This is a genomic window from Pseudomonas sp. LF-5 (assembly GCF_037626295.1).
GTDB classification, from domain to species: domain Bacteria; phylum Pseudomonadota; class Gammaproteobacteria; order Pseudomonadales; family Pseudomonadaceae; genus Aquipseudomonas; species Aquipseudomonas monsensis.
On record NZ_JARKMT010000004.1, the window covers coordinates 227,239 to 242,742 of the forward strand.

General features: G+C 52.3%; 14 protein-coding genes. 11 read left to right on the forward strand and 3 right to left on the reverse strand.

Translation table 11 applies throughout. From position 1 onward, the window contains the following. The 10 genes from PseuLF5_RS15840 (at position 1) to fabF (ending at position 12,609) form a co-directional block, all read left to right on the forward strand. On the forward strand, positions 1-2,280 hold the full coding sequence (locus tag PseuLF5_RS15840; RefSeq protein ID WP_340133974.1) for a glycosytransferase: 2,280 nt from the start codon (positions 1-3) through the stop codon (positions 2,278-2,280). Next, on the forward strand, positions 2,277-3,905 hold the full coding sequence (locus tag PseuLF5_RS15845; RefSeq protein ID WP_340133975.1) for a glycosyltransferase: 1,629 nt from the start codon (positions 2,277-2,279) through the stop codon (positions 3,903-3,905). The genes PseuLF5_RS15840 and PseuLF5_RS15845 overlap by 4 nt, the downstream gene beginning before the upstream one ends. Before the next feature lie 14 nt (positions 3,906-3,919). Next, on the forward strand, positions 3,920-4,555 hold the full coding sequence (locus PseuLF5_RS15850; RefSeq protein ID WP_340133976.1) for an acetyltransferase: 636 nt from the start codon (positions 3,920-3,922) through the stop codon (positions 4,553-4,555). Beyond that, positions 4,552-5,661: a glycosyltransferase family 4 protein gene (locus PseuLF5_RS15855; RefSeq protein ID WP_340133977.1), complete on the forward strand. Its 1,110-nt coding sequence runs from the start codon at positions 4,552-4,554 to the stop codon at positions 5,659-5,661. The genes PseuLF5_RS15850 and PseuLF5_RS15855 overlap by 4 nt, the downstream gene beginning before the upstream one ends. Before the next feature lie 98 nt (positions 5,662-5,759). Then, entirely contained in the window at positions 5,760-6,728 is a 969-nt protein-coding gene (locus PseuLF5_RS15860; protein WP_340134044.1) for a UDP-glucose 4-epimerase family protein, read from the forward strand. After that, positions 6,725-7,747, forward strand: a complete 1,023-nt coding sequence (locus PseuLF5_RS15865) for an MraY family glycosyltransferase (protein WP_340133978.1) — start codon at positions 6,725-6,727, stop codon at positions 7,745-7,747. Before PseuLF5_RS15860 ends, PseuLF5_RS15865 begins: the two co-directional genes overlap by 4 nt. A 108-nt stretch (positions 7,748-7,855) precedes the next feature. Next, complete coding sequence (locus PseuLF5_RS15870) at positions 7,856-9,850, forward strand: polysaccharide biosynthesis protein (protein WP_340134045.1); 1,995 nt, start codon at positions 7,856-7,858, stop codon at positions 9,848-9,850. Between the two features lie 110 nt (positions 9,851-9,960). Next, positions 9,961-10,296, forward strand: coding sequence for a ComEA family DNA-binding protein (locus tag PseuLF5_RS15875; protein WP_123466599.1), 336 nt, complete (start codon positions 9,961-9,963; stop codon positions 10,294-10,296). Positions 10,297-10,508: 212 nt separating this feature from the next. Next, the gene (locus PseuLF5_RS15880; RefSeq protein ID WP_336347374.1) at positions 10,509-11,312 is read left to right on the forward strand and encodes an SDR family NAD(P)-dependent oxidoreductase; all 804 of its coding nucleotides are present in this window, start codon (positions 10,509-10,511) and stop codon (positions 11,310-11,312) included. 22 nt (positions 11,313-11,334) lie between these two features. Continuing rightward, complete coding sequence (fabF, locus tag PseuLF5_RS15885) at positions 11,335-12,609, forward strand: beta-ketoacyl-ACP synthase II (RefSeq protein WP_128615967.1); 1,275 nt, start codon at positions 11,335-11,337, stop codon at positions 12,607-12,609. Here the strand turns inward: fabF and PseuLF5_RS15890 are convergent. The 3 genes from PseuLF5_RS15890 to eat all read right to left on the reverse strand — a co-directional run bounded on the left by PseuLF5_RS15890 (position 12,606) and on the right by eat (position 14,991). Continuing rightward, a complete protein-coding gene (locus PseuLF5_RS15890; protein WP_123466593.1) occupies positions 12,606-13,163 on the reverse strand; it encodes a TetR/AcrR family transcriptional regulator in 558 nt (185 codons plus the stop codon). The two genes, fabF and PseuLF5_RS15890, sit on opposite strands and share 4 nt — an antisense overlap. A gap of 137 nt (positions 13,164-13,300) precedes the next feature. Then, positions 13,301-13,468, reverse strand: coding sequence for a DUF2897 family protein (locus tag PseuLF5_RS15895; RefSeq protein ID WP_064503201.1), 168 nt, complete (start codon positions 13,466-13,468; stop codon positions 13,301-13,303). A gap of 158 nt (positions 13,469-13,626) precedes the next feature. Next, the gene (eat, locus tag PseuLF5_RS15900) at positions 13,627-14,991 is read right to left on the reverse strand and encodes an ethanolamine permease (RefSeq protein WP_340133979.1); all 1,365 of its coding nucleotides are present in this window, start codon (positions 14,989-14,991) and stop codon (positions 13,627-13,629) included. 418 nt (positions 14,992-15,409) lie between these two features. On the opposite strand from eat, the gene kdpF reads away from it, so the two are divergent. Then, the gene (kdpF, locus tag PseuLF5_RS15905; RefSeq protein WP_007899818.1) at positions 15,410-15,499 is read left to right on the forward strand and encodes a K(+)-transporting ATPase subunit F; all 90 of its coding nucleotides are present in this window, start codon (positions 15,410-15,412) and stop codon (positions 15,497-15,499) included. The last annotated feature ends 5 nt before the right edge of the window (positions 15,500-15,504 follow it).

A 15,504-nucleotide genomic window follows, 5' to 3' on the forward strand; every position in this document is an offset into this window, starting at 1 on the left:
TTGAAGACGCTAAGAGTCCTTTGGTTGCTAAACCATACAACATTACGAAAATTCGAAGTTGACCAGCTGAAAGCGTTGGGGGTGAATGAAATATTCATGCCCAAAAGCTTTCCTTATGATGAAGGGAATCTTTCAGCGAATGTTGACTCTAGTTTTGATGCCGGTTTAACGATACCGAAGTCGGAATTGGATATTCTTAATGCGCAGGATTGGTATTCCAGTCCAAGTGAGGAGGCCTGGCAAATCGCTAACCTCCACTTTGATGTTGCAATCATTGGGTTCTTTCCACTTCAGATTCATAGTTCTGTGCGACATTTTAAAGGTGCCATTATACTTCGGGTTTTTGGCCTGTCGAAAGGCTATTCTTATTCGCAATTGATTTATGAGGAGGCCGGTGAGGGACTGGTTCGTAATATAAAATCTATCGGCTCGCGTTTTTGGTTTGGAGCTGGCTATGCGCATCTGAAAGACTCCGAGCAGAACTTTTTAGCCAGCCGAGATTGTTTTCTTCCCGTAGGTTTGAAGGGGGATGCTACTCCTGAACTCTGGGAGGGCGGACTTAGGAAGATTCTTTTCGTTTGTCCTCGAATCGGTACATCCCCCTATTTCGAAACTATCTATAAAAACTTCGTGCGTGATTTTTCGGGTATCGGCTATACGATAGGTGGAGCGCAGCCTGTTGCTGTTTCTGATGAGAATGTTCTCGGTTTCGTGTCCGGTGAAGAACATGAATATAATATGAGACAGCATAGAGTGATGTTTTATCATTCTACTGAACCTAATCATATTCATTATCATCCATTCGAGGCAATTCGCGCGGGCATGCCCTTGTTATTTATGGCAGGGGGGATGCTTGATAAAATGGGAGGGATAGGTTTACCTGGTCGTTGCAAAACAGTTGCGGAGGCGAGAGCTAAGGCAGAGCAACTTATGAGTGGCGACCAAAGGCTTATAAAAAATATTCGCGAATCACAAATGATTTTGCTTGAGCCTATGAAAGCAAAAAACTGTGAGGAGGCCTGGCAGAACGGATTTAAAAAAGTACTTGAAGAGCTTGAATCGGTAAAAAAGGATAATATCAATCGTCCTGTTCGACGTAAGCAAATTGCAGTCATTGTTCCGGTTGAGTATAGAGGCGGGAGCCTTCGAGGCGCAAAACTATTAGCGAATGCTTTATATCGAGGAAGTCGTCAGGCGGGAGAGCCCACCGATATCGTCTTTCTCCATCTGGATAAGCCCGAGAGCTATCCTGCCGAAGAATTTACAGATCTTTTAGATGAGATCAAAATACGCCCATTTAACTGGAAGTCACTGGATGCAGCAACGGCTCGTAGGGCTATGCGTTATTCCGGACACGAAGGCTGGGAACCTAAAAGCAACCGATATATGGTTGTCGATGACGGCATAAATCATCTTCAAGACTGCGATGTTTGGCTCGTGGTATCCGATCGTCTGGAGGCGCCATTACTACCAATGCGACCGTCGGTACTTATGATCTATGATTATCTCCAGCGATATGTACCGATACTTCCGTTCGGTGCGGATCAACCATATTTGGATGCCGCGAGGTCAGCTTCTAAAATTTTGGTGACAACGGAATTCACTAAGCAGGATGCTCTGAATTATGCGGGTATTGCAGCTGGTAAAGTTTTCAAATTACCGATGATTGCACCCGATTTTTCCAACTTGAAAGGTGGGTATGCAGAAACTGCCAAATATTTCATCTGGACAACCAATACTGCGATCCACAAAAATCATGTTAATGCTCTGAAAGCATTGAAATTTTATTATGAAGAGCTGGACGGCACACTGCAGTGCAAAATTACAGGTGTCAATACCAAGGAATTGTTCAACAGTTCCTCGCAGCATCTTAAGCCTTTAGCTGATTTGCTCGGGCAAAGTAGGTTGTTGAAGAGGAACATCAAGCTTGTAGGTGAACTGGCCGATCAAAATTATCAGAGTATGTTAGCCAGCGCCGCTTTTTTGTGGCATGCGGGTGCGATAGATAATGGTACTTTTAGCGTGATTGAAGCTGCCGGTCTGGGTGTTCCTTCGTTGAGCAGTGACTACCCTGCCATGAGGGAAATCGATCAACAGTTCTCTTTGAATTTAAGTTGGATGAAATCAGACCAACCAAAGCATATGGCAAGTCAGCTTAAAGAAATGGAACTTGCACATTTAGAGCGTCGCAATTTTTTGCCGTCTGGTGAAGTGCTGGGCGAGCAAAGTATAGATAAATTAGCGAGTGCCTATTGGCAGGTCGTAAGGGAGTGCTTATGAAAAAGTTCGGAATCTACCTGGCATACGCTCCAGGAGTGAATCTCCGAAATGAAGGTCTTGGTCGGTACCTTGCTGCATTTCTTAACGGCGCGGCTGGGCGGGACGACGTAAAGTTTGTTTTGGTTTGCCCGAGCTGGTCAAAACAAGCACTTCAAGACCTTTTTCTGAGTGAAGGGGTTCAACAGGACCTGTTTGAACTTATCTCTCCACCAAAGTCGCCTATGATCTTGCAGATTTACGAGGCTTATACTGCCAGAAAAAGAAAAATCAAAGGTCTGACTATCAGGCAACGGTTTGCGAAAAAGCTTTTGACTTGGAAAATAAAGCTGACGCGTCATTTCGAGAATCGTTTGATTTCTCTCGATTCTTATAGTGGGGTGTTTCGACTTGGGAGCGAAGCGGCGGCTCTGTTCTTGTTGTTTATTTTATTGAGTCCGTTGCTTATTCTCGTTCCACTATATGCTCTTGTATTAAAGTTAAAAGCTCTCGCACGCCGTGTTTTGAGACCGGTAATGTGGAAAGTTAACCGCCTGCGAGCAGCTATCGGTGCTCCTAAAGAAGATGCATTTGTACTTCGTTTGTATCGTGGTTTGGAGCAAGTCGAGTCTGATCGCATGCAGCAGCTTATTGATAAAATGGCGGATGTAAAAGCTTGGTATTGTCCAACAGCTTTCTGGCCGGAATTTAACAAAATTCAAGCTCCACGCTTGATGTGTGTGCCCGATGTAGTACTTTCAGATTTTCCTATCGGATTTTCAAACGTAGGGGGTGAGCGGTTCCTGCAAGTCTATGAAAGAGTTGAGGCGGCAATTCATGGGGGTGAGCATTTTGTCACTTATAGTGAAAGTGTTAAATGGAATACCCTCGTCGAAAGGTATGCTGTAAAACCTTCGAATATTTCAGTGGTTTATCATGCGCCTAATGATTTAAGTAGTTGGGTGACCGTCAATGGCTTTTCCGATGTGGAAATCACCTCTAACAACTATTGCAAAACCCTTTTCAAGCGGGTGATGAAAAAGTCGTCTAATTTTTCATATTCATCGACATTTTCCAACGCTGATACGAAGTTTATTTTCTATGCTAGCCAGTTTCGGCCGAATAAAAATGTAATTTCGTTGTTAAAGGCGTACAAATACCTTGTTCGTAATGATTTTATTCGCCATAAGCTGATACTGACGGGCCATGCTGATGGTTTTCCGGAGGTCAAGGAATTTATTCGGGATAATTACCTAGAGAATGACGTTCTTTGCGTGCACGGATTGACCGTTCAAGAGTTGGCAGCGTGTTACAAGTTAGCGGATCTGGCTGTGAATCCGAGTATGAGCGAAGGGGGATGCCCATTTACCTTTAGTGAGGCACTGTCTGTCGCAACACCCGTTGTCATGGCTCGTATCCCTGTTACGGAAGAAGTGTTGGTAGGCTCTGATCTACAAAAATTGACCTTTTTCGATCCCTATGATTGGAAGGATATCGCTGAGCGAATTCGTTGGGGTATCCTGAATCGTGATGAGTTGCTCGATGTTCAAAAGGAAGTTTATGAAGCGCTGTCCAAACGCAATTGGACAGACGTTGTTAACGAACATATCGATGTTTTAGAAAAAATTTCGAGACTGAAAGTTTCTTGAAAGGAATGAGGCCAATGCCTACTCTATCTGGTTTACTCATTCTTGGCTTTGGTGGTCACGCTCGCGCAGTGGCTGATGTCGCATTAGCGTCAGGTATAAGACAACTTCGCTTCATAGACAGCAATGCTCGCCCAAATGAAACTTTTGGTGAGTTTGCTGTACTACGGAAGTGGGACGAAGATTTGCCAGAAGGCTGGGCTGTCATGCCAGCCTCAGGCGATGGTCTTAGCCGGCAAGCGCAGTACGAATGGGCAAAGGGTCGTGGCTGGCCTTTGGCTACGCTCATTTCGCCTACAGCTACGATAGGTGTTGGCGCGAAAGTTGGTCATGGAACGTTTGTAGCGCATCACGCTCATGTCGGCCCTATCGCCTCTGTGGGAATCGGGTGCATTGTAAATACCGGAGCGATTGTAGAACATGAGTGCGTCGTGGATGATTTTACTCATGTTTCTATAAAGGCGGCTGTAGCAGGAAGAACCTGTATAGGACGTTTTTGCTTTATTGGCGCTGGCGCTACAGTTATTGACGGCATCAAAATTTGTGATGACGTGACATTGGGGGCAGGAGCTTGCGCGCATCGTGACTTAGAGACGCCGGGAGTTTACGTAGGAGTGCCGGCAAAAAAAACGATAGGGAAAATCAAAAAATGAAAGTTCTCCATTTCTTTAAAACCTATTATCCGCAAACGATGGGTGGGATTGAACAGGTCATTTTCCAGCTTGCGGAAGGGGGAAGAGAACATGGGGTTACTGCGCAAGTACTGTCTTTGAGTGCTCATGGGGCTGCACGTAACGTAAAAGTTGGTGGGCACTTCGCTCACACGTCAAAGCTGGACCTGCACTTAGCATCCACTGGGTTTTCGACGTCAGCCTTCAAGGATTTTACGGAGTTGGCCAAGGATGTTGATATCATAAACTATCATTTCCCATGGCCATTCATGGATATTGTGCATTTCGCCTCGCGCATACGTAAGCCAACGGTTGTTAGTTATCATTCAGACATTGTTAAGCAAAAAACGTTGTTAAAGTTGTATCAGCCTTTGATGCACGGTTTTTTGGGAAGCGTAAATCGTATCGTTGCTTCATCTCCGAAGTATATAGAAAGCAGTTCGACGCTCCAAAAATTCAAGGATAAGGTAACTGTAATTCCGATCGGGTTGGATAGGAATACCTACCCGCATGTTTCATCGGAAAAATTGGGTTGTTGGAAAGATAAGCTCGGCTCGCGTTTTTTTCTTTTTGTAGGCGCTTTACGCTACTACAAAGGACTTGATTATTTGCTTGAAGCGGCTCGTACGGCTCGATTTCCAATCGCTATTTTGGGGCAAGGGCCTATGGAGGCCGAGTTGAAGGCCAAGGCTGTCAGATTAGGTCTGTCCAACATTCACTTTCTGGGCGGTTTGCCCGACGTTGATAAAACTGCGTTATTAATGTTGTGTTACGGTTTGGTTTTTCCCTCTCATCTTCGGTCTGAAGCGTTTGGGATTTCACTTCTTGAAGCTGCGATGTTTAGTAAGCCTCTTATCTCCTGCGAGATTGGTACTGGAACAACTTATATAAATATTGCCGGTGAGACAGGGTTGGTCGTTCCGCCCTGTAATTCTGAAGCGCTGGCGCAGGCGATGATTACACTGTGGGAAAATCCTGAAGAGAGTAGTGCGATGGGGCGTAGGGCAGCCTTGCGTTTCGAGCAGGTATTTACAGCAAAGCGAATGGTTGATTCTTATACGGAAGTGTATCGTTCGTTGTTGAAGTGAATCGAGGGAGGCTCTGAATACGATGGATCTTCTTAGCCTTGAACGTAGTGTTGCCACCTACTTTCGCTTTTTCTTATTTACACATCTTCGAGTTCAAGATGATCCCCAAGTCTATCCTGGTTACTGGTGGTTCCGGCTTTTTAGGGAAAGCTATTGTTCAGCGTCTTGCATTGATGGGGACATGTGATCTCATTGTGCCTCTCCGAACGCTTGCCAGGGTACTGCCCGAGGGGGTTAAAACCGTAAAAATTTCTGATATAGATGGTCAAACCGACTGGGGATCGATCAATAACGTGGACATTGTGGTGCATGCTGCCGCAAGGGTTCATAAGCTGCATGAACAGGCTGCTGATGCCCTTTCCGCGTTTCGCGCAGTAAATGTCGAGGGCACGATGAATCTCGCTCGACAGGCCGCCGATCGGGGAGTCAAGCGCTTCATTTTCATCAGCTCCATCAAAGTCAATGGAGAGACGACTTTGATGGGCAAGCCTTACACTGCAGACGATATCCCTGCCCCCAAAGATCCCTATGGCATCTCGAAATTTGAAGCGGAGCAAGGTTTAAAAGCTCTTGCAACGGAAACCGAAATGGAAGTAGTGATTATACGGCCCGTCCTTGTCTACGGCCCCGGAGTAAAAGCCAACTTTCTAAGCATGATGCGCTGGCTTGATAGAGCTATCCCGTTGCCTTTTGGTGCTGTTCGAAATCGTCGTAGTCTGATCTACCTGGATAATCTTGTAGATTTCGTAGTGACCTGCCTTGAGCATCCGGCAGCGGCCAACCAAACATTTTTGGCGAGTGATGGAGACGATGTTTCCACTTCTGAATTATTGCGCAAGATTGCCGGGTATCTGGGGAAACCGGCACGCCTGTTGTCCATACCTGTTTGGGTATTGAGCATAGTTTCAACTATTCTTGGCAAGCGGGGCTTGGCTCAACGTCTTTTCGGTTCTTTACAGGTCGATATCAGCAAGAATCGACAATTACTGGGTTGGACTCCTCCCGTGAGTCTTGAACAGGGTTTGAGTCTCACGGCAAAATATTTTCTGGACTCTCGAAAATCATGAATTACGTTTGGTGTATTCCGATAGTTGCTGGAATTTCTTTTTTTCTGACGTCAAGGCTGCGTAACTATGCTTTATCCCGTAGCTTGATGGATATCCCCAATGCGCGTAGTTCTCACTCGACCCCTACTCCCCGAGGTGGTGGGGTTGCCATTGTTGTAGCTTTTCTTTTTGCGTCGGGTCTTCTGTTCTATTTTGACGAAATTCCATTAGCCAACTTCCTTGGTATGACTGTTGCCGCGACAGCTATCGCGGTTATCGGATTTATGGACGACCATGGACATATCGCCGCCCGCTGGCGCCTGTTGGGACATTTTACAGCGGCGGTCTGGTTGCTTGGCTGGATGGGAGGATTTCCTCCAATCGCACTGTTTGGCGTCCATGTCGACATGGGCTGGGCAGGTCATGTACTGGCAGCTTTATATCTTGTGTGGCTACTCAATCTCTACAACTTCATGGACGGAATTGATGGCATCGCCAGCGTAGAGGCGATGTGTGCCTGCTTGGGAGCCTGTCTGCTTTACTGGTTGGCGGGGCTGAATAACCTCATCGGGGGACCGCTGTTGCTCGCCGCTTCTGTGGCAGGTTTTCTTTATTGGAACTTCCCACCCGCGAAGATTTTCATGGGCGACGCCGGTAGTGGGTTTCTCGGCATCGTGTTGGGAGGACTGTCTCTGCAGGGAGCGTGGGTGAGTGCACCCATGCTATGGGCCTGGCTGATTTTGCTTGGGGTATTCATCGTCGATGCAACATTTACGCTGTTTCGCCGTTTGTTTAGAGGGGAGAAAGTCCATGAAGCACATCGCAGTCATGCCTACCAATTCGCCTCACGTCGCTTCAGCAGGCATTTACCTGTAACGATCGGTGTTGGCATGATCAATCTTTTCTGGCTGTTGCCAATAGCCGTATGCGTGACGCGTTTTGGCCTGGACGGAGCTTCTGGGGTTATTTTAGCTTATGTGCCACTTATTTTCCTGGCAATAAAATTTCGCGCTGGAAATGAGGAAGATTCAGCGGTATAGAACTAAGCAGCAACCACTCGATCATTAGGTTTACGTGGTTGCGGCACGCCTTTAAAGCTTAAGGTGAGGGGGCGGCAGAGAGGAGCAACTAAGGTGTTTGAAGAGTTTATGGATAAAATCAGAGCGTACTTGGTAGGCCTCCCGCGGCGTCGAAAAAGGCTGGTTCAGGTCGCTACAGACATCCTGCTGGTCTGGGCGGCACTTTGGCTGGCGTTTATCGTGCGTCTGGGCCTGGATGATATGTATAATCCTTTGAGGGTCCATTTCTGGCTCTTCGCCTGTGCTCCATTTGTCGCTATTCCCTTGTTCATACGTTTCGGCATGTATCGTGCCGTCATGCGCTATTTCGGTAATGACGCCCTCATTGCAATTATCAAGGCCGTTAGCCTTTCATCGCTTATCTTGGCTGTCGTCGTCTATTGGTACAGCAATCACGAGGCGGTAGTGCCGCGTTCGATCATATTCAACTACTGGTGGTTGAGCCTCGTCATCATCGGTGGGCTGCGGTTGGTTATGCGGCAGTACTTCATGGGGGACTGGTTCACTGCCGCCCAGCGCGTTCCGTTTGCCAGTCGCGACGATGGGCTCACGAAGGTTGCGATTTACGGTGCGGGTGTCGCGGGGAATCAACTGGTCGCGGCATTGCGGATGGGCCGAACAATGCGCCCGGTGGCTTTTATCGACGATGATCCGGGTATTTCCGATCGCTCTATTTCCGGCCTTCAGGTCTATAAACCCAAACATATTCAGCAGATGATCGACGTCACCGGGGCGCAGGAAATACTTCTTGCACTGCCATCTTCAACGCGCGCGCGTCGGAGAGAAATTCTTAATCTGCTGGAAGGTTTTCCGTTGCACATTCGCAGCGTGCCGAACTTTTCCGATCTGGCGAGTGGCCGAGTAAAGGTCGAAGACATTCAGGAAGTAGATATTGCGGACTTGCTGGGCCGTGATGCTGTTCCAGCCCAACCTGATTTGCTCGAGCGCTGTATCAAGGGCAGGACCGTGATGGTCACGGGGGCCGGGGGGTCAATTGGTTCGGAACTTTGTCGACAGATTTTTGCTTTGTCACCGACGACACTTCTGCTGTTTGAGCACAGCGAATTCAATCTCTACAACATTCTGTCGGAGCTTGAGCAGCGCAGGGCGCGGGAGTCTGTGACTGTTCGATTGCTACCCATACTTGGGTCGATACGCCATCAGGACAAACTGCTGGATGTAATGACGACTTGGAAAGTTGACACGGTATATCACGCCGCTGCTTATAAGCATGTGCCGATGGTAGAGCACAACATTGCGGAAGGCGTATTGAACAATGTGATCGGCACGCTTAACACGGCTCAGGCTGCCGTGCAGTCGGGGGTCTCAAATTTCGTTCTGATATCCACTGACAAGGCGGTGCGCCCGACAAATGTCATGGGCAGCACCAAACGTCTTGCCGAAATGACGTTGCAGGCGCTCAGTCGTGAGATTGCGCCGGTTTTTTTGGGCGACAGGGCAAATGTCTTGCGCGTCAACAAAACGCGCTTCACCATGGTCCGGTTCGGCAACGTGCTGGGCTCTTCGGGCTCGGTCATCCCGTTGTTTCACAGCCAGATCAAATCCGGCGGCCCTCTGACTGTCACACACCCCAAAATCACTCGTTATTTCATGACCATCCCTGAGGCCGCTCAATTGGTGATACAAGCCGGCTCGATGGGGCAGGGCGGTGACGTATTTGTTCTGGACATGGGCGAGCCTGTGAAGATCGTCGAACTGGCAGAAAAAATGGTTCATCTGTCCGGTTTGAGCATCCGCTCGGAGCGCAATCCTCAGGGTGACATCTCCATCGAGTTCACCGGTTTGCGTCCAGGTGAAAAACTCTACGAGGAGCTGCTTATTGGCGACAATGTGTCGGCAACCCCTCACCCAATGATCATGTCTGCTAACGAAGATCATCTGCCTTGGGATGTTTTGAAGCTAAAGCTGAGCGAGCTGTTGATAGCGGTGGAAAGCGACGATTACACTCGCGTTCGCGAACTCCTCCGCGAAACCGTCTCCGGCTACACCCCCGATGGCGAGATCGTTGACTGGATCTATCAGCAACGTCGTCTCGAACCCTGATTGTTTCACATCCTGTAACGCACGCATTTTTGACATGGGTGCACCATGACCTAAGTTTGGAGAGCAGCTTCGGAAAAGCTGCTTTCTCAAACGATGATGGAGCGTCACAAATGCGTACCGGTTACTTCTACTCTCTGATTTTCGCTTTCCTCACCAGCGCCTCGATTGCCGCAATCGCCGCACCTGTCGCGCCTTCCGATTCACCCAAGGCGCCTCTGGTGATGGAAGTGCCAGCGGCCGCCCAGAGTGCCAGGATTGATCTCAACGACGCCGATGCGGTAACGCTGCAGAAAGAGCTCTCAGGTGTGGGTGAAGCCAAGGCGAAGGCGATTGTTGCATATCGCGAAACAAACGGACCCTTTGCCTCGGTGGATGAGCTGCTGGAAGTGAAGGGAATCGGCAAGGCAATTCTGGATCGCAATCGCGAGAAGCTGGAAGTCAACTAAGCTGAAGGTTCAACGCCAAGGGGCCGGTCATTGACCGGCCTTTTTCGTTTTGCAATGCGAACACCTGCGGCAGGCAGGCGAGGTGTTCTCCAGCAGGGTAAAAATTACGAATATCATATTGGCTTGATATTATGCCTATAATAATTCGCCGCCCCTGAGCTGCCCGGCTCGGGGGTTATTTACCCACTCACAAGTTTTTCAGGAGCAAAGTCATGAATTCTGTGCAGTCTCAAGGTACGGCTCTGATCACTGGCGCCTCGTCCGGTATCGGTGCGATTTACGCCGAGCGTCTGGCGGCGCGTGGTTTTGATCTGTTGCTGGTGGCCCGTGACAAGGCCCGTCTGGACAGCGCCGCCAGCCAATTGCGCGACGCTCACGGTGTGCAGGTCGAGGTGTGGAAAGCGGATCTGACCCAAAAGGACGACGTGATCAAACTCGAACAGCGCTTGCGCAGCGATTCGAGCATCAGCCTGCTGGTTAACAATGCCGGCGTGGCCGCCGACGGCCCGCTGGCCAATGCCGACATGGATCAACTGGAACGCCTGATCCAGTTGAACATCACCGCCGTCACGCGTCTGGCGTCGGCCGCCGCTGCCAGTTTCGCCAAGGCAGGTCGCGGCACGATCATCAACATCGCCTCGGTCGTGGCGTTGTTCCCCGAGCGCTTCAATGCGACCTACACCGCCAGCAAGGCCTATGTGTTGAGTCTGACCCAATCGTTGAACGCGGAGCTCGAAGGCTCGGGCGTGCAGATCCAGGCCGTGCTGCCGGGCGTGACCCGCACTGAAATCTGGGAGCGTTCGGGGATCGACGCCAGTGGCATTCCGGCGGAAATGGTCATGGACGCCGGGGAGATGGTGGATGCCGCCCTGGCCGGTCTGGATCAGGGCGAACTGGTCACCATTCCATCGCTGCCCGATGCCGGCGAATGGCAGTCGTTTGTGGCGGCGCGCCATGTTATGGCGCCGAACCTTTCGCGCAGCGCTGCAGCCCAGCGCTACAAATCAGGTCATTGAATCGAGCAGGGGTAATTACGGTATGAGTCAGCGTCGAGTAGTCGTCACCGGCATGGGTCTGGTGTCTCCGTTGGGCAGTGGTGTCGAAGCGGTCTGGCAACGTTTGTTGGCGGGACGTTCGGGGTTGCGTGCGCTGCCTGACGCGGTGGTCGCCGATTTGCCGGCACGGGTCGGTGGCAGCGTGCCGACACCGGAAGAGGACGCCGAGGCCGGATTCGATCCGGATCGCGCCACACCGCCCAAAGAACAGAAGAAAATGGATCGCTTCATTCTGTTTGCCATGGAGGCAGCACGCCAGGCGCTGGAGCAGGCCGGATGGCACCCTGCCGAAGCCGCCGAGCAGGAGCGTACGGCGACCATCATTGGCTCCGGTGTCGGTGGCTTTGGTGCCATCGCCGACGCGGTGCGCACCACAGACAGTCGAGGGCCTCGGCGTCTGTCCCCATTCACCATTCCATCTTTCCTGGTCAATCTCGCCGCCGGTCATGTGTCGATCCAGCATGGCCTTAAAGGGCCGTTGGGGGCGCCGGTGACGGCGTGCGCCGCCGGGGTCCAGGCGATTGGGGATGCTGCGCGGCTGATACGTGCCGGTGAAGCGGATATCGCCGTGTGCGGCGGTGCCGAAGCGGCAATCGACCGGGTCAGCCTCGCCGGTTTTGCTGCTGCCCGGGCGCTTTCCAGTGCTTTCAACGATACTCCCGAGCGCGCTTCACGACCGTTCGATCGCGACCGGGACGGTTTCGTCATGGGCGAGGGCGCCGGTCTGCTGGTGATCGAATCACTGGAGCATGCTTTGGCCCGTGGCGCGCAGCCACTGGCCGAGCTGGTCGGTTATGGCACCACTGCCGATGCCTATCACCTGACTGCCGGGCCGGAAGACGGCAGCGGTGCGCGGCGGGCGATGGCACTAGCGCTGGCGCAGGGTGGAATCACGCCGGATCAGGTGCAGCATCTCAATGCGCATGCGACTTCGACCCCGGTGGGCGACCTGGGTGAACTGGCAGCGATCAAGGCGCTGTTCGGCACGCAGAATAAAATTGCCGTGACCTCAACCAAATCCGCCACCGGCCACCTGCTCGGTGCTGCCGGGGGGCTTGAAGCGATCTTCACGTTGTTGGCGATTCGCGATCAGGTGGTGCCGCCGACCCTCAACTTCGATAACCCCGACCCTGCCAGCGAAGGGGTGGACATTGTCCATGGCCAGGCGCGGTCGATGCCGATCGAATACGCATTGTCCAACGGCTTCGGTTTTGGCGGAGTCAATGCCAGCGTGCTGTTCAAGCGCTGGCAGGCTTAATCTTCGGTGTGCTTGAGGTGTTCGCGGGTAACGTCGAGGATGCGTTGCGCAAACCCGGCATCCGCGACACTGCGCGACAGCAGCAACGCGCCGACGAGCGTCGACATGATCACAATGGCGCGGTCGGCGCAGTTGTCTCCCTCAAGGTTGTCCTCGATTTGTTCCAGTCGGGCATTGAGGACCTGATCGCTGGTAGGGCTCGGTTGTCCGCGCAGGCCCAGTTCCGAAGAAATGGTCAGCAGCGGGCAACCTTCATCGGGCGATGTCCTGTGCCATTCCGACAAATAGGTATCTATGAACGCCTCGAGCGGGTTGTCTGCGGCAAAGATTTGCGCACAGACCCCGGCGACTTGTTCACCCGCCTCCTGCAAGGCTTTCTCGACCAGTTCGTCCTTGGACTTGAAGTGCGAATAGAAACCGCCGTGGGTCAGCCCCAAGGCTTTCATTAACGGTTGCAGGCCGGTCGCGCCTATGCCGTCCTTGCGAAATCGTGCCGAGGCCTCCTTGATAATGCGCTGATGGGTCTGGGCTTTATGGTCTTGCGAGTAACGCATGTGTAGCTCTCCGCAACAATGCCCCATCTTAACCAAGGAAAATTACATGGTGACTGTACTTCAACTTCTAAAAACAGCGCGGATAAGTCCCACGGGTTACTGAAATGAAAACCCCGCCAGTCAGGCGGGGTTCGGGTTCAGCGATCTTGGGCTTCTTTGGCGTCCGCTTCGGCGTTGCGCTCGGCCACGCGTTTGCGTTCTTCATCGGTCAGTTCGACTTTGTTGGCGGTGTCGCGCAGCATCATCAATCCACCCACGATCGAGCCGATTGCAACGACCAGAATCAACCAGGCATACCAAGGCATAACGGCTCTCCTTAATGGCAGATCGACGGGCGAGAATTTCGCCGTACGAAGCTGCACACCACTTTTGAGCGAAGTGACGTCGCAGTGGTTCCATTCTAGGCCGGTTATGCCGGATGCACCTTAGTTCCTTGCAGGTGCAGCCCGCGCCTGCTTGAGCTTTACAAACCGGTGAGCATTGCGTCGGCCGGTGCGTTGGCGCGCAACTGGCCGGTGAGCAGGAAGTAAGCGAAACCAACGGCCATGAAGCCGAGGAAAATCAGCCCGATCAGCGCGTTGAACCAGGCCATTGCCACCAGGCATACCACCGCCAGTACCAATGCAATCATCGGCACCAGCGGATAGCACGGCGCGCGGAAAGTGCGCTCCAGATTCGGCTCTGATCGACGCAGTTTGAACAGACTGAGCATGCTCATGATGTACATCACGATTGCCCCGAACACCGCCATGGTGATCATCGCGGCAGTGAGCGTCATACCGCCAAGGTTGATCAAGCCGTCGCTATAGATGGCAGCGATGCCAATGATGCCGCCCACGATAATCGCGCGGTGCGGCGTCTGGAAACGCGAGAGTTTTGCCAGCGAGGCCGGCAAGTAACCGGCGCGGGCGAGGGCGAAGAATTGTCGCGAGTAACCGAGGATGATCCCATGGAAGCTCGCCACCAGGCCGAACAGGCCGATCCACACCAGCATGTGCAACCAGCCGGAGTTGTCGCCGACCACGGTTTTCATCGCCTGTGGCAACGGGTCGTTGATGTTGGCCAGTGTGCGCCAGTCACCGACGCCGCCGGCGAAGAACATCACGCCCATGGCCAGCAGCACCAGGGTCAGAATGCCGCTGATATAAGCCTTGGGAATCGTGCGTTTCGGATCCTTGGCTTCTTCGGCGGCCATCGCCGCACCCTCGATGGCCAGGAAAAACCAGATCGCGAATGGAATCGCCGCGAACATTCCGGCAATCGCCGGCGCGCCGAACACGTCCGAACCGGCCCAGCCATTGAGGGCGAAATTGCTGAAGCTGAACGCCGGCGCGACCACCCCCATGAACACCAGCAGTTCGGCGACGGCCAATACGCAGACGATCAGCTCAAAGGTCGCGGCCAGTTTCACGCCGAGAATGTTCAACCCCATAAAGACGATATACGCGCCAACCGCCGCGTGTTTCGGATCCAGCGCAGGGAACTGCACATTCAGATAAGCGCCAATCGCCAGCGCAATCGCCGGTGGCGCGAACACGAATTCAATCAGCGTCGCCAGCCCGGCAACCAATCCGCCTTTTTCACCGAAGGCGCGGCGGCTGTAGGCGAACGGCCCGCCGGCGTGGGGAATGGCGGTGGTCAGTTCGGTGAAGCTGAAGATGAAGCAGGTGTACATGGTCGCGACCATGAATGAGGTCACCAGAAACCCCAGCGTTCCGGCCACGCCCCAGCCGTAACTCCAGCCGAAGTATTCCCCGGAAATCACCAGCCCGACGGCGATGCCCCACAGGTGCAACGTGCCCAGTGTGGGTTTGAGTTGTGTGTTCATGCGCTTGCTCCCTGAACGGTTTGGACAGCTTCGGAGGAGGGCGTGTGCAGTGGGCGTGCCATTGCCGTGAAACAAGTCGTAATGAGTTGAAAGCTGTCGTATCGGGGATGTTCGCGGTGGGATAGCTGCTTTTTGTGCGCCAGTTGAGTGCGATGTTGCTCGTTATGCCGTCTTCGCGAGCAAGCTCGCTCCCACATTTTTGAAATGCGCTCGCCTGAACAACGCCGACACCTGTGGGAGCGAGCTTGCCCGCGAAGAGGCCCGCCCATACGGCGCAAAACCCACCTGTAACGCCGGCATAAACCCACTCTTTACGCTTTCTTTATGCACAGCCAACACCCTCGCTCTCGTTCCTTTACAGCCTCCTTTCCGACAATGCCTCCACACGCGGCAATACGCCGTAACACGGAGATCTTCCATGAGCGTTCTGGACGGGGTGTCACTGCTATTGGCAGTGGGGCTGTTCATTTATCTGTTGGTTGCGCTGTTGCGCGCGGATCGGAACTAGGAGTG

What these genes read in the sequence shown, in the direction of transcription:
- PseuLF5_RS15845 (WP_340133975.1), top strand. Translation starts at nt 2,277, where the DNA reads ATGAAAAAGTTCGGAATCTACCTGGCATACGCTCCAGGAGTGAATCTC.
- PseuLF5_RS15850 (WP_340133976.1), top strand. Translation starts at nt 3,920, where the DNA reads ATGCCTACTCTATCTGGTTTACTCATTCTTGGCTTTGGTGGTCACGCT.
- PseuLF5_RS15855 (WP_340133977.1), top strand. Translation starts at nt 4,552, where the DNA reads ATGAAAGTTCTCCATTTCTTTAAAACCTATTATCCGCAAACGATGGGT.
- PseuLF5_RS15860 (WP_340134044.1), top strand. Translation starts at nt 5,760, where the DNA reads ATGATCCCCAAGTCTATCCTGGTTACTGGTGGTTCCGGCTTTTTAGGG.
- PseuLF5_RS15865 (WP_340133978.1), top strand. Translation starts at nt 6,725, where the DNA reads ATGAATTACGTTTGGTGTATTCCGATAGTTGCTGGAATTTCTTTTTTT.
- PseuLF5_RS15870 (WP_340134045.1), top strand. Translation starts at nt 7,856, where the DNA reads ATGGATAAAATCAGAGCGTACTTGGTAGGCCTCCCGCGGCGTCGAAAA.
- PseuLF5_RS15875 (WP_123466599.1), top strand. Translation starts at nt 9,961, where the DNA reads ATGCGTACCGGTTACTTCTACTCTCTGATTTTCGCTTTCCTCACCAGC.
- PseuLF5_RS15880 (WP_336347374.1), top strand. Translation starts at nt 10,509, where the DNA reads ATGAATTCTGTGCAGTCTCAAGGTACGGCTCTGATCACTGGCGCCTCG.
- fabF (WP_128615967.1), top strand. Translation starts at nt 11,335, where the DNA reads ATGAGTCAGCGTCGAGTAGTCGTCACCGGCATGGGTCTGGTGTCTCCG.
- PseuLF5_RS15890 (WP_123466593.1), bottom strand. Translation starts at nt 13,163, where the DNA reads ATGCGTTACTCGCAAGACCATAAAGCCCAGACCCATCAGCGCATTATC.
- PseuLF5_RS15895 (WP_064503201.1), bottom strand. Translation starts at nt 13,468, where the DNA reads ATGCCTTGGTATGCCTGGTTGATTCTGGTCGTTGCAATCGGCTCGATC.
- eat (WP_340133979.1), bottom strand. Translation starts at nt 14,991, where the DNA reads ATGAACACACAACTCAAACCCACACTGGGCACGTTGCACCTGTGGGGC.
- kdpF (WP_007899818.1), top strand. Translation starts at nt 15,410, where the DNA reads ATGAGCGTTCTGGACGGGGTGTCACTGCTATTGGCAGTGGGGCTGTTC.